We start from the raw sequence: 13,266 nt of genomic DNA, 5'->3' as shown, positions 1-13,266 counted from the left end.
ATTACTTTCAAATTTTGTCAATCAAAAAAGCACAATTTTTTCATATATATTCTGCTTTTAGAAAATAAATTCGAAATTATCATTGATTTTTGCGCAGAAAATGGTATAATGTATTTATGTGGTTTTTTTTATGATGGTAAATTGGGATAAAAACTGTAGTTTTAAATGAAAAAAGACTCTATCGAATATTTTTTCGGAGGTTTGATAAGTTTGGAAAAACTGGTGATAAAAGGGGGCAAGCGGCTTTGCGGCGAGGTCACTATCGGCGGCGCAAAAAACGCGGCCGTCGCGATTATTCCGGCGGCTATTTTGGTCGACGGCCCCTGTACCATTGAAAATGTGCCGGCAATTAAAGATGTTACTGTTATCTGCGGAATTTTAGAAGAACTTGGCGCAACGGTAGAATTTTTAGATAAATATACCATAAGAATTGATTGCTCGAAAGTGGATAAATATACAGCGCCATACGAAATGGTACGGCGGATGCGTGCATCTTATTACCTTTTGGGTGCACTTTTGGGAAGGCTGAAAAAGGCCGACGTGGCAATGCCCGGCGGGTGTAATTTTGGCTGCCGCCCCATTGACCAGCATTTGAAAGGATTTCGGGCTTTGGGCGCTACGGTGTTTGAATCCTCTGACAGCGATGCAATTTTGGCCGAGACTGACGGCTTGGTGGGCACCAATATTTATCTTGATGTCGTAAGCGTTGGCGCAACCATCAACATTATGCTGGCAGCGACTCTGGCAAAGGGCGTTACGATTATTGAAAACGTTGCCAAAGAGCCTCACATTGTTGACGTGGCAAACTTTTTAAACGCCATGGGCGCTAAAATTAAAGGCGCCGGCACCGATGTGATTAAGGTTTACGGTGCAGAACGGCTTCACGGCGGTACATACTCCATTATTCCCGACCAGATTGAAGCGGGAACCTTTATGGTAGCTGCTGCCGCTACAAACGGCGACATTTTAGTGAAAAATGTAATTCCGAAGCATATGGACTCCATCAGCGCGAAACTCATTGAGACCGGTGCTGAGGTAATTGAATATGACGACAGCATTCGCGTACGCGGGGCGGAGGTCGTAAAACAGGTAAATATTAAAACGCTTCCCTACCCCGGTTTTCCAACCGACATGCAGCCCCAGTTCGTGGCACTGCTTTCCGCAGCAAAGGGAACGAGCATTGTGACGGAAAGCGTTTGGGAATCCCGGTTTCAATATGTGGATGAACTAATTCGCATGGGGGCCGATATAACCATTAACGCTAGAACTGCTGTAATTAAGGGCATTCCCGCTTTAAGCGGTGCCATTGTAAGATCAACTGATCTTCGCGGCGGCGCTGGAATGGTTATAGCAGGCCTGATGGCTAGCGGCGTTACCGAAATTACAGACATTCAATATATTGACCGTGGCTATGAAAAAATGGAAGAAAAGTTTAAGGCTCTTGGGGCCGATATTAGCCGTGTTGATGAGTAAATTACACTTTTAAGGAGATGCATATACTATGAAAAGCAGTCAGATTATTTTAGCAGGATTTGGCGGACAGGGAATTTTGTTTGCCGGCAAGGTTTTGGCCTATACAAGCCTGGAAACCGAGCGCAACGTGACTTGGCTCCCCTCCTACGGACCTGAAATGCGCGGCGGCACATGTAACTGCAGCATTGTGGTTTCAGACGGGAAAGCTGTTGGCTCGCCGGTTATTTCCAATCCTGATGTGTTAATCGCATTAAACCGTCCCTCACTGGATAAATTTGAAAACGCAGTTGCCCCCGGCGGCTTTATTATTTATGACGACTCTTTGGTGGACCGCGACGTTGAGCGCACCGATGTGAACGTGATTAAAATCCCCGCAACCGAGCTTACTATGGAACATCACTTAGAAACCCTTGCAAACATGGTGATTTTGGGTAGAATGCTGAAAGCAACCGAGCTGTTCACCACCGACGAAATTAAAATCGGCATTGAAAAAAGCGTTCCGAAATCGAAGGCCTGGCTCATTGAAAAGAACATTGAGGCTGTGAATTTGGGGTATACTTATGACAAATAATTTTTATAAAATATGTGCTGCAAACGGCGCCTGGTTTTATAAAAATGAAATACTGGAACGTACGGGACTTGTAAACCATGCATTCAGTACGAGAATCGGAGGAGTAAGCGAAGGCGCTTACTCCTCTTTAAACCTCGGCGTTAACTCAAAAGATGAAAAACAAAACGTTTTAAGTAATTTTCAGCTGTTTTCAGAGGCAATTGGCATTCAAACTGAAAAAATGGTGCTGTCGAACCAGGTGCATGACGACAAAATTCGAATTGTTACAAAAGCTGACTGCGGCAAGGGCGTTTTGCTAAATTCGGACATAAAGGGGATTGACGCTCTGATTACCGCAGAGTCCGGCGTTGCCCTTGCAACGTTTTACGCCGACTGCACTCCGGTTTTAATTGTCGATTTACAAAAAAAAGTAATTGCTTCTGTCCATTCCGGCTGGCGGGGAACGCTTTTAAAAATTACGCAGAAGACCGTTTTAAAAATGACCAGAGAATTTGGGTGCGACCCGAAAGATATGGTTTGCGCCATTGGTCCTTCGATTAAACAGTGCCACTTTGAGGTGGGGAAAGAAGTATATGACCAATTTGTAAATGTTTTCGGCCAGCCTGCGGCAGACAACACCATTCAGAAAAACGGAAAGTATTATGTGAACACCGATGCACTGAATGTTGACGCATTGGCGGCTTGCGGCGTGCCGTTAGATAATATTTCCGTCTGTCCTCTCTGTACCTTTTGTCATAACGACGTGTTCTATTCTCACCGCGGGGACGGTGGAATAACCGGCCGCATGTGTGCAGTAATTGAACTGCGATAAAAAAACCGACGCCAAAAAATTGGCGCCGTTTTTTTATTCTTATTTGTTTTCAATAATTTTCTTTGTATCTCTTGCAATAGTGAGTTCTTCGTCTGTAGGAATTACGAACACCTTAACCCTTGCGTTGTCAGCTGAAATCTCGGCCTCAACGCCTTTCACATTGTTCTTTTCCGCATCAATTCGAATTCCCATAAACTCCTGGCCAGCCAAAACGTCTGCACGAACATCAGGCCCGTTTTCGCCAACGCCCCCTGCAAAAGTAACAACGTCAACACCACCCATGATAGACGCATATCTTCCGATATAACCTTGCACGCTGTGACGGAACATTTTTAAAGCGAGCTGTGCGCGTTTGTTGCCCTCTGCCGCTGCGGCGTCTAAATCACGAAAATCGCTGCTTACGCCGGAAATTCCCAAAACGCCCGACTTTTTGTTTAAAATGGCGTCCACTTCTTCAATGGTCAATCCCTCATTGTTCATTAAAAAGGGAATGATGGCCGGGTCGATAGAGCCGGAACGGGTACCCATAACCAAGCCGTCTAACGGTGTGAAGCCCATGGAGGTGTCGACCACCTTGCCGTTTTTCACAGCGGCAATGGACGAGCCGTTGCCTAAGTGGCAGGTAATAATTTTCAGTTCCTCGATGGTTTTTCCACAAAGCTCTGCCGCCCTGTGGGCAACATAGTTGTGGGAGGTTCCGTGGAACCCATATTTTCTGATTTTATATTTCTCATAGTATTCATAAGGAATTCCGTACATAAAAGAAGCCGGCGGCATGGTCTGATGGAACGCCGTGTCGAAAACTCCGACATTGGGTACGCCGGGCATCGCTTCCTCACAAGCTGCAATTCCCGTTAAGTTTGCCGGATTGTGCAGAGGCGCCAAGGGGTTACATTCCGTAACAGCCTTTTTCACCTCATCGGTAATTAAAACGCTTGAGCTGAAAAATTCGCCGCCATGCACCACCCTGTGACCTACTGCCGAAATTTCACTCATGTCGCTGATAACTCCGTGATTTTTGTCTGTCAGCGCGCCTAAAACCAGTTTAATTGCAACGCCGTGGTTCGGCATGTCCTTTTCAATGATTACCGTGTCTTTATCCCCAGGGGTGTGTTTCAGCCGGGACTGGTCTAAGCCGATGCGCTCGCACAGGCCCTTTGCCATTACGTTTTCGTTATCCATATCAATCAGCTTGTACTTTAAAGACGAGCTTCCTGCGTTGATTACTAAAACTTTCATTTTCTTAAATTTCAAACCTTTCTGACTAAAATTATGTGTTATTTTTGTTGTTTTTTGTCCTGCTCCTGAGCCTGTACACAGGTGATGGCACATACCCCCACAATGTCTTCAGCCGAGCATCCTCTTGACAAGTCGTTGCACGGTTTAGCAATTCCCTGGGTAATTGGGCCATAGGCCTCGGCCTTTGCCAGCCTCTGGGTTAATTTATATGCAATGTTTCCAACGTTTAAGTCAGGGAACACCAAGACATTTGCTTTTCCAGCAACCGGGGAGCCGGGTGCTTTCGAGGCGCCCACCGACGGCACAATTGCAGCATCCGCCTGTAATTCGCCGTCTAAAACCAAATCTGGGCGTTTTTCCTTTGCAAGCTTGGTGGCAAGCTGCATTTTATCTACCAATTCGCTCTTTGCGCTGCCGTAAGAAGAATAAGAAAGCATGGCAATGCACGGGTCTGCTTCGATTAATGTTTGGAACGATTCAGCCGATGAAATTGCAATTTCTGAAACAGCCTCGGCGTCTGGGTTTTCGTTCAGGCCGCTGTCTGCATAGATAAACGTTCCATGGTGGCCATATTCGCAGTCAGGAACAACCATAACAAAAAATGCGCTGACCAGCTTTGTTCCCGGCGCGGTTTTTAAAATTTGCAGGCACGGGCGGAGCACGTTAGACGTAGAGTTCACCGCGCCTGCCACCTGTCCGTCTGCTAAGCCGAGCTTTACCATCATTACGCCGAAATAAAGCGGGTTTGCCATTGTTTCGAACGCCTTTTCCGGCGTCATGCCTTTGGCTTTTCTCATTTCATAAAACTTGTCGGCAAATTCCTGCCGTCTTTCGTCTGTGGCGGGATCTAAAATCTGCGCCTTTGAAAGGTCTAATCCTGTGGCCAATTCTGCAATTTTTTTCTTGTCCCCCAACAGAATAATGTCCGCAATGCCTTCTTTCAGAATCATATCGGCAGCTTTGACGGTTCTTATGTCTTCCCCTTCTGCCAATACAATTGTTTTTTTGTCCTGTTTTGCACGTTCTTTGATTCTATCCAAGAACTTACTCATAACAGATGTTTCCTCCCTTAATATGTAATAAAAATTAAAAAACAAAATCGGGGGAAGCCATCATAACGGCTTCCCGCTTACGTTTTTCATTAACCAATTTCTGTTCCGTCTTCAATGTCCATATCGGGCGTTAGCAGCGCAAACGGCTCGCCGTTTCTGCCGCCTGCCGCCAGAATCATTCCCTCAGACAGAACGCCACGGAATTTCACAGGCTTTAAGTTCATTACCACAGCGACCTTTTTGCCAACAAACTCCTCAGGGGTACGGAACTTTGCAATGCCCGAAACAATTTGGCGCACCTCGCCGCCCACCTTAATTTTTGAAACCAGCAGCTTGTCTGCCCCCTCAACCCGTTTCGACTCGAGCACCAGGCCCACTTTCAGTTCCAGCTTTGCAAAATCGTCAATGGAAATATAGCTGCGTTCGCCCTTTTCCGGTTCCTGCTTCTTTTCCTGCTCCGGCGCCGTCTGTTTTGCCAAGCTTGCTTCAATTTCTTTCAGCTTTTTTGCCTCGTCAATTCTGTTAAACAGCGGTTTCCCCTGGCCAATTGTTTTACCAGCTGCGGTGGCGCCAAAGGCGCTTAAGCTGTCCCATGCGGTAGTTTCTGCACAGATTTGCCCGAAAATGCTGTCCGCCGTGGCGGGCATAAAGGGCGTCAGCAGCACGCCGATAAAACGAATGCTCTCTAACAAATTATACAAAACGCCGCCCAAACGTTCCTTTTTGCTTTCATCCTTTGCCAATGCCCAGGGCATAGTTTCGTCGATATATTTATTCGACCTGCGCGCTAAGGAAATAATTTCTTCCAGTGCGTCGGCTGTTTTAAACTCGTTCATTTTTTCTGTAACCGCTTTTGCCGCTTCCAGCGCCGTTTGTTTCAGTTCGTCGTCAAACTCGCCGTGGCTGGGATTCGGAACAACGCCGCCAAAATATTTGTGCACCATGGCCACCGTACGGTTTACTAAGTTTCCCAGCGTGTTTGCCAAATCGCCGTTAAACCGCGCAATGATATTTTCATAGGTGATAGACCCATCCTGCGCGTAGGGCATTTCCTTTAAAAGGTAGTAGCGGATTGCGTCCACGCCGAACAGCTCAACCAAATCGTCGGCATACATTACGTTGCCTTTCGATTTGCTCATTTTGTCGTTGCCAAACAACAGCCACGGATGGCCGAACACCTGTTTGGGGAGCGGAAGCCCCAAAGCCATAAGAAAAATGGGCCAATAGATGGTGTGGAACCTTAAAATATCTTTTCCAATGATGTGCACGTCGCAGGGCCAGTTTTTTAAAAACAGCTCTGTTTCCGGCTTTTCCGGGTCATACCCCAGCGCCGTGATATAGTTTGACAGCGCGTCCACCCACACATAAATCACATGCCCGGGGTCGAACTCCACGGGAATTCCCCAGCTAAACGAGGTTCTCGACACGCACAAATCCTGCAGGCCCGGTTTTAGAAAGTTGTTCACCATTTCCTTTTTACGGCTTTCCGGCTGAATAAATTCAGGATTTTCTTCAATGTGTTTCATTAAAGCGTCCTGATATTTGCCCATTTTAAAGAAATAGGCCTCTTCCTTTGTTTTCTTCACTTCCCTGCCGCAGTCCGGGCAGCAGCCGTCTGCAAGCTGACTCTCTGTGAAAAACGATTCGCAGGGCACACAATACCAGCCCTCATATTCGCTTTTGTAAATATCGCCCTGGTCGTAGAGCTTTTTAAAAATATGTTGAACTGCCTGCTCGTGATAGTCGTCTGTTGTGCGGATAAACTTGTTATAGCCCGCGCCCATTAGATCCCAAATTTTGCGGATTTCTCCCGCCACGTTGTCCACATACTGTTTGGGGCTGATGCCCATTTTTTCTGCTTCTATCTGAATTTTCTGGCCGTGCTCATCAGTTCCGGTGAGGAAAAACACGTCGTAACCCATTTGCTTTTTAAATCTTGCAATTGCGTCTGTGAAAACCACCTCGAAGGTGTTGCCGATATGCGGCTTTTTGGATGTATATGCGATGGCAGTTGTAATATAATATTTCTCTTTCCCCATCTAAAAGCTCCTTCCGTGCATAATTACTTATTTATATAATACCACTTTTTTCTTACATTTAAAAGGGTTTTCACAAAAAAAGTTAAATTTTAAGAAAAAAAGCACATAATGTCAAAGTTTTTTGCACAAAATACACCTAAAACCATAAATTTGGAGGCGCTGTTATGCGGAACGTTAGAACCGACCTAGCCTTGGAAGCCCACGAGCTTTTCATGGAGGCGGCGGAGGAAATTGCGGGAATTGAACTGTCTGACCGCTCAGAGGGGGAAATTCATATCACCCACGTTGCAGTAAAGGACAAGGAGGCATCGCAAAAAATCGGCAAGCCCATAGGAAACTATGTGACATTAGAGCTGCCCGACCTGCGCTATATCGACAAAAACCTTTATGAAACGGCATGTAAGAAAATTTCTGCCGAAATTGGTGAACTTTTAAAAGGTATTGATCCGAAACGCCCCATTTTAATTATCGGGCTTGGAAACCGCTCCATAACCTCAGACTCGCTGGGCCCTGCCGTGATTGACCGATTGATGATTACGCGACACTTGTTCCACTATGCACCTGAGGCCGTGTCGGATAATTTAGGCTCTGTGTGCGCCATTGCCCCCGGCGTATTGGGGGTTACAGGCATTGAAACGGGTGAAATCATTGCCGGCGTGTGCGAAAAGGTGAATCCCTGCGCGGTGATTTGCGTGGATGCATTGGCCGCTCGAAATATTGACCGCGTAACGCGCACCATTCAAATTTGCGACACTGGAATAAACCCCGGCGCAGGGGTGGGCAACAACCGAAAAGAGATTTCGCAAAACACTCTGGGCGTGCCGGTAATTGCCGTGGGCGTGCCCACAGTGGTGGACGCGGCAACCATAACAGACGACACGCTAAATCTTGTCATTGACAATCTTTTGTCGCAAAACGATGACAACACCGCTTTTTTTAAAATGCTGAAAGGGCTAAACCCCGAAGACCGGTTTGGATTAATTAAAGAGTCTGTTTCAAAGTCCATGCCCAACTTTATGACCACACCCAAGGAGATTGACATTTTGATTGACAAAACTGCAGAGGTTGTGGCAAATGGCATTAATTTTGCTCTACACAAGGATATAACCTTTGAAGATATAGATATTTACGTTTCTTAAAACACAAAACACCCCTTTACCGCATATGGTGGTTTAGGAGGTGTTTTTATATTATGATGAAACATAGAAACCGCGCAGTCGCCGCTATTTCAGGCGGAAAAAAATATCCCGATCTGCGCGGAACCGTTACATTTAACGGCATGGAAGAAGGCGTTTTGGTAACCGTTCAGGTTACCGGTCTGCCGGTGCAAAACGAGTGCTGCGGCTGCGGCGTTTATGGGTTCCATATTCACAGCGGCGGCTCCTGCACAGGAACCGAAGCCAACGAGTTTGCTGATGCAGACGGGCATTTTAACCCTCGGGGCTGTCCGCATCCATACCACGCAGGTGATATGCCGCCATTGTTTGGGAATCACGGCATGGCATATATGTCGTTTTTAACCGACCGCTTTACGTTAGAAGAAATTATCGGTAAGACAGTGATTATTCACTTAGATCCAGATGATTTTACAACCCAGCCCAGCGGAAATTCAGGCGAAATGATTGCCTGCGGCGTGATTACACGATAACTAAAAAAGCTGCCGAAAGGCAGCTTTTTTGCTTATTTTATTGTGCTTTTTTCAGTCTTGCAAAAGAACCCATCAGGGATTTCGTGCCCACTTCGTCGAACACTATTTCTAATTTCACGTCGCCGCCTGCCGGGGTTACAGACAAAATCATGCCGGTGCCAAACTTTTTATGCACCACCATGTCGCCCGCTTTAAAGTCGTAAGACACAGGCTCGGTGCGCACACCTGCGCTTTTGCGTTCAAATATTTCCTGAAACAGGTCGCTCTGACTTTTGGCCTTTTTTCTGCCACCCACTTCTGTTTTCGCGCTCCGGTCTGCTTCAACAATATCCACATACTGCTGCGGGATTTCATCTAAAAACCGGGAGGCCTTGGAATAAACTGAACCGCCGTACATAGACCGTCTCATGGCGTAGGAGAGCGTGAGGCGTTTTTTTGCCCGCGTAATACCCACATAACACAGGCGGCGTTCCTCCTCAATTTCCTCCTCGGAATACATGGAACGCTGGCTGGGGAACAGCCCCTCCTCCAAGCCGCATAGGAAAACTGCCGGAAACTCTAAGCCTTTGGCGGAATGGAGCGTCATAAGCACCACGCTGTCGGCCTCTGTGTCGTAATTGTCCACGTCTGCAATTAAAGCCGTGTTCTCTAAAAATTCAAACAGGGTTGGCTCCTCGCTGCTCTTTTCATATTCCTCTGCAGAGAGGATAAACTCCTGAATGTTTTCTATCCTCGTTTGGTTTTCAACAGAATCCTCCGACAAAAGCATATCCATATAGCCCGAACGCTTATAAACCGCCTCAATGATTTTTGAGGGCTGGGTTTGGTCGGTGTCTGTCTGAATTTCGCGGATTAATTTCGTAAACGTCAACAGTTTTTCCGTTACCTTCGCAAGCTCGGGAATGGTATCTGCAATTTCCATGGCGGCAAACATGCTGATGTCCCGTCCGGCTGCCGCTGCCGCCACCTTTTCCACCGTGGTGACGCCGATTTTACGCGATGGCTCGTTTACCACGCGCATGAGCGACAGGTTATCGTTGGGGTTAAACACAAGCCGCAAATATGCCAGCATGTCTTTAATTTCCTTTCTGTCGTAAAACCGCAGCCCTGCCAGCACACGGTAAGGAATTCCGAAGCCGGATAGCGTGGTTTCCAGCACGCGTGACTGCACGTTGGTGCGGTATAAAATTGCGCAGTCGCAATAGCGCATTCCGTCTTCCTTCACCAATTTTTCAATGGTTTTTCCGATATAGTCGGCCTCTTCATATTCATTGTCCGCTTCAAACAGCACAATTTTATCCCCGGCGCCGTTGCTGGTCCACAGCTCCTTGCCTTTTCTTCCGGCGTTGTTGGCAATCACGCAGTTTGCAGCGTTTAAAATATTTTGGGTAGAACGGTAGTTTTGCTCAAGCTTAATGACCTTAGCCTGATCGAACTCCTTTTCAAAGTCTAAAATGTTATTGATGTTGGCGCCGCGGAACTTGTAAATACTCTGGTCGTCGTCGCCCACCACGCAAATATTCCGATATTTTCCCGCCAGCTGGCTGGTTAAAAGATACTGCGCGTTGTTCGTGTCCTGATACTCGTCCACAAACACGTAGCGGAATTTATTCTGGTAAAACTCCAGCACCTCCGCGTCTAAAGAGAACAGCTTCACTGTCAGGATAATAATATCGTCAAAATCCAGCGCGTTTGCCTCAAACAGCCGTTTTTGATAGAGCTTGTAAAGCTCGCCTACCTTTGTCATGCGGAAATCGCCGTTATAGGCCGCCAAAAACACATCTGGCTCCATCAAATTGTCCTTCGCATTCGAAATCTCCGCCAACATAGATTTGGGCGGAAACGTTTTTTCGTCCATGCCCAGCTCTTTTAAGCACCGTTTTATCAGCGTTTTCTGGTCGGCAGAGTCGTAAATTAAAAAGTCCGACGCATAACCTAAAAGGCTAATGTTCCTGCGCAGGATTTTCATGCAAACGGAATGGAACGTACCAATCCACATACCCTCTGCCCCGTCGCCAATTAAGCCCTCGACCCTGTCTTTTAATTCATTTGCGGCCTTATTGGTAAACGTGATGGCTAGAATTTGATAGGGACGAGCCAAGCTTTGTTCTAATATGTACGCAATTTTGTTTACCACCACTGTGGTTTTGCCCGAACCGGCGCCCGCCAAAATAAGAAGCGGACCCTCGGTAGCTAAAATTGCTTCTTTTTGCCTGTCGTTAAAATGATCTAAATTCATAGTTCCCTCGCAATTAATTCTTTCATTTGTGTCAGGGCGCGCTGCGAAATTTTTGCATACCGCTCCCGCTTGTTTTTAATTCGTTCCGTTAATCCGTCAATAATTCCAAAGTTAATGTTCATTGGCTGAAAGTCTGCGCCGGAAAACGTTGAGATGTAATGCCCCAGCGCGCCGGTTGCCGTTGTGGATGGAAACATGAGCGCACTCTTTCCCTCCAAATGTCTGGCGGCGTTAATTCCGGCAACAATGCCCGATGCGGCAGACTCCACATAGCCCTCCACGCCCGTCATTTGCCCTGCAAAAAACAGGCCCTTGCGGCTTACCGTTTCAAACGCTGCCGTCAGCACGCCGGGCGAATGGATATAGGTGTTGCGGTGCATTACCCCATAACGCATAAATTCTGCATGTTCCAAGCCCGGAATCATGGAGAAAACCCGTTTTTGTTCTGAGAATGTCAGGTGGGTTTGGAAGCCTACAATGTTGTAAAGCGTGCCGTCCTTATCGTCCTGCCGAAGCTGCACCACGGCGTGATACCGCTCCCCGGTTTCGGGATGTTCCAAGCCCACCGGTTTAAGCGGGCCGAAGGTCAGCGTGTCTTTTCCGCGCTGTGCCATTACCTCAACGGGCATGCACCCTTCAAACACCTTGTTGTTTTCAAATTCGTGAAGGTGTGCGGTTTTCGCGTTTACCAGTTCTGTGTAAAACGCCTCATACTGTTCCTTTGTCATGGGGCAGTTAATGTAGTCTGCCGTGCCCTTGTCATACCGCGCTTTTTTGAACACCTTGGTTTTGTCAATGGAATCAAATGTGACAATCGGCGCCGCAGCGTCGTAAAAATATAGATAACCGTTGCCAAAAAACGTTCCGATATGTTCCGAAAGCGCGTCTGATGTAAGAGGCCCGGTGGCCACCACCACGCAGCCCTCTTGTGGAATTTTGGTAATCTCCTCATTTTTAACGGTGATGTATGGGTTTTTCGTAACTTTGTCTGTCATCATCTGGGCAAAACCCACCCTGTCCACCGCCAGAGCACCCCCTGCCGGAACTTTTGTTTGATCGGCGCACTCTGTCACCAATGAACCTAACAGCCGCATTTCAGCCTTTAGGAGACCTGCGCCGTTTTCTAAAGTATCTGCCCTGAGAGAATTTGAGCACACAAGTTCTCCCAAAAGGTCGGTGTTGTGCGCAGGCGTTTTCTTTTCCGGCTTCATTTCATAAAGCGTTACGTTAATTTTATGCTTTGCAAGCTGCCATGCCGCTTCGCATCCGGCTAGACCGCCGCCAATCACTGTTGCATTCATATTCATGTTCCTTCATATTCCGTAAAATATTTTTCAACCATTCGAACGGGCCTGTAGGCCATTTTTGCTTTTCTTAAGCCCTCAAGCCCCATGTCCTCCTCGCGGTTGATAAATTCAAAACCGCTCCACTCGTTTTGCACAAATTGCTGATTTATCATGTTAAAGGATCCCCGGATGGAGGTGTCGGCATATTCAATGTGAATGAGCGCCATGTCGTCTGTTATGGGTTCACCTGCAGAAAATGCCGCAAGCTTTCCGTCAACGCGGATTCCTCCTAAGGTTACGCCAAGCTTCTCCACGTTGTCAAGCAGCCGCACCGTTGCTTCTTCCGACAGGCCTGAGCCATGGTTCTTCTGTCCCTGTTTCCAGTTTAAAAACAACTCCTTGCACTCGTCTGCGTTTTCCTGCCCCAATCGCTCATACTGAAAATCGTAGTGATTTAAAAATGCGTTTAAGTGGTTTTTCTTCTGATGGAGCTTTTTGCCCCGAAGATGAATTAAACTGTCGCTTAAATAAACATAGTCCGCATTGTTGCGGTCGCTGTAGATGCGGAGTTTATTTCTAAAAACTGCGCCACACTCCTCTGCCATTTGTTCTGTCATTAAAATAAAATGGGGCGAACCGCTCTGGCGGTTCATAAACTCAAAGGATTTTTCTGCCGCCGCCTGTCGGTTCCCGTTCCCCAGAGGATAGGTGCAGCCCACGCCGTGGTGCCTGCCATGAAAAAACAAGACAAGGCAGCCGTCCACAATATCATACTGAATTTTTCCGCTACCCGCCCACATGAATAGCGTAGTAAAGTTATAAGTTGAGCTTTCGCTCTTTCCCAAATATTCCTGTAATACGTTTTTATCTTCAATTGCAATGTCTTTCGGACTCAACATAGTTTCACC

Annotated in this window: 11 protein-coding genes; 5 read left to right on the top strand and 6 right to left on the bottom strand. The window is 47.0% G+C overall.

What is annotated here, in order from left to right; all coding sequences use genetic code 11:
- The first annotated feature begins 210 nt into the window (after positions 1-210).
- The 3 genes from WIG73_RS10680 to pgeF are packed head-to-tail and all read left to right on the top strand — an operon-like array spanning position 211 to position 2,855.
- Entirely contained in the window at positions 211-1,473 is a 1,263-nt protein-coding gene (locus WIG73_RS10680; protein ID WP_337400523.1) for a UDP-N-acetylglucosamine 1-carboxyvinyltransferase, read from the top strand.
- A 28-nt stretch (positions 1,474-1,501) separates the two neighbouring features.
- Positions 1,502-2,044, top strand: coding sequence for a 2-oxoacid:acceptor oxidoreductase family protein (locus WIG73_RS10675; RefSeq protein ID WP_249310729.1), 543 nt, complete (start codon positions 1,502-1,504; stop codon positions 2,042-2,044).
- Positions 2,034-2,855 carry a peptidoglycan editing factor PgeF gene (pgeF, locus tag WIG73_RS10670; RefSeq protein WP_337400522.1) on the top strand — a complete coding sequence of 274 codons (822 nt, stop codon included), beginning with the start codon at positions 2,034-2,036 and terminating at the stop codon, positions 2,853-2,855. Before WIG73_RS10675 ends, pgeF begins: the two co-directional genes overlap by 11 nt.
- 39 nt (positions 2,856-2,894) lie before the next feature.
- On the opposite strand, the gene WIG73_RS10665 is transcribed toward pgeF, so the two are convergent.
- From WIG73_RS10665 to metG, 3 genes are all read right to left on the bottom strand, one after another.
- On the bottom strand, positions 2,895-4,094 hold the full coding sequence (locus tag WIG73_RS10665) for an acetate kinase (protein ID WP_337400521.1): 1,200 nt from the start codon (positions 4,092-4,094) through the stop codon (positions 2,895-2,897).
- 38 nt (positions 4,095-4,132) lie between these two features.
- A complete protein-coding gene (gene pta, locus WIG73_RS10660; protein WP_177680439.1) occupies positions 4,133-5,146 on the bottom strand; it encodes a phosphate acetyltransferase in 1,014 nt (337 codons plus the stop codon).
- A gap of 89 nt (positions 5,147-5,235) precedes the next feature.
- The gene (gene metG / locus WIG73_RS10655) at positions 5,236-7,185 is read right to left on the bottom strand and encodes a methionine--tRNA ligase (RefSeq protein ID WP_337400519.1); all 1,950 of its coding nucleotides are present in this window, start codon (positions 7,183-7,185) and stop codon (positions 5,236-5,238) included.
- A gap of 164 nt (positions 7,186-7,349) precedes the next feature.
- On the opposite strand from metG, the gene gpr reads away from it, so the two are divergent.
- On the top strand, positions 7,350-8,324 hold the full coding sequence (gene gpr, locus WIG73_RS10650; RefSeq protein ID WP_337400518.1) for a GPR endopeptidase: 975 nt from the start codon (positions 7,350-7,352) through the stop codon (positions 8,322-8,324).
- 53 nt (positions 8,325-8,377) lie between these two features.
- Positions 8,378-8,833, top strand: coding sequence for a superoxide dismutase family protein (locus tag WIG73_RS10645; protein WP_337400517.1), 456 nt, complete (start codon positions 8,378-8,380; stop codon positions 8,831-8,833).
- 37 nt (positions 8,834-8,870) lie between these two features.
- Here the strand turns inward: WIG73_RS10645 and WIG73_RS10640 are convergent, their stop codons facing one another.
- Genes WIG73_RS10640 through WIG73_RS10630 form a run of 3 tightly spaced genes read right to left on the bottom strand, consistent with a single transcriptional unit; the run spans position 8,871 to position 13,257 of the window.
- On the bottom strand, positions 8,871-11,072 hold the full coding sequence (locus WIG73_RS10640) for a UvrD-helicase domain-containing protein (RefSeq protein WP_337400516.1): 2,202 nt from the start codon (positions 11,070-11,072) through the stop codon (positions 8,871-8,873).
- Complete coding sequence (gene trmFO / locus WIG73_RS10635) at positions 11,069-12,379, bottom strand: methylenetetrahydrofolate--tRNA-(uracil(54)-C(5))-methyltransferase (FADH(2)-oxidizing) TrmFO (RefSeq protein ID WP_337400514.1); 1,311 nt, start codon at positions 12,377-12,379, stop codon at positions 11,069-11,071. Before trmFO ends, WIG73_RS10640 begins: the two co-directional genes overlap by 4 nt.
- A complete protein-coding gene (locus WIG73_RS10630; protein WP_337400513.1) occupies positions 12,376-13,257 on the bottom strand; it encodes a phosphatidylglycerol lysyltransferase domain-containing protein in 882 nt (293 codons plus the stop codon). The genes trmFO and WIG73_RS10630 overlap by 4 nt, the downstream gene beginning before the upstream one ends.
- Positions 13,258-13,266 lie beyond the last annotated feature (9 nt).

Origin of the sequence: Congzhengia sp. (assembly GCF_037235575.1) — a bacterium.
Lineage (GTDB): Bacteria > Bacillota > Clostridia > UBA1381 > UBA9506 > Congzhengia > Congzhengia minquanensis.
The sequence above is the reverse complement of the archived record's forward strand: the minus strand, read 5'-3'. Positions and strand labels throughout refer to the sequence as shown.

Coding starts and splice junctions, on each gene's coding strand:
- gpr (WP_337400518.1), top strand. CDS start 7,350: ATGCGGAACGTTAGAACCGACCTAGCCTTGGAAGCCCACGAGCTTTTC.
- pta (WP_177680439.1), bottom strand. CDS start 5,146: ATGAGTAAGTTCTTGGATAGAATCAAAGAACGTGCAAAACAGGACAAA.
- metG (WP_337400519.1), bottom strand. CDS start 7,185: ATGGGGAAAGAGAAATATTATATTACAACTGCCATCGCATATACATCC.
- WIG73_RS10630 (WP_337400513.1), bottom strand. CDS start 13,257: ATGTTGAGTCCGAAAGACATTGCAATTGAAGATAAAAACGTATTACAG.
- WIG73_RS10645 (WP_337400517.1), top strand. CDS start 8,378: ATGATGAAACATAGAAACCGCGCAGTCGCCGCTATTTCAGGCGGAAAA.
- WIG73_RS10675 (WP_249310729.1), top strand. CDS start 1,502: ATGAAAAGCAGTCAGATTATTTTAGCAGGATTTGGCGGACAGGGAATT.
- pgeF (WP_337400522.1), top strand. CDS start 2,034: ATGACAAATAATTTTTATAAAATATGTGCTGCAAACGGCGCCTGGTTT.
- WIG73_RS10640 (WP_337400516.1), bottom strand. CDS start 11,072: ATGAATTTAGATCATTTTAACGACAGGCAAAAAGAAGCAATTTTAGCT.
- WIG73_RS10665 (WP_337400521.1), bottom strand. CDS start 4,094: ATGAAAGTTTTAGTAATCAACGCAGGAAGCTCGTCTTTAAAGTACAAG.
- trmFO (WP_337400514.1), bottom strand. CDS start 12,379: ATGAATATGAATGCAACAGTGATTGGCGGCGGTCTAGCCGGATGCGAA.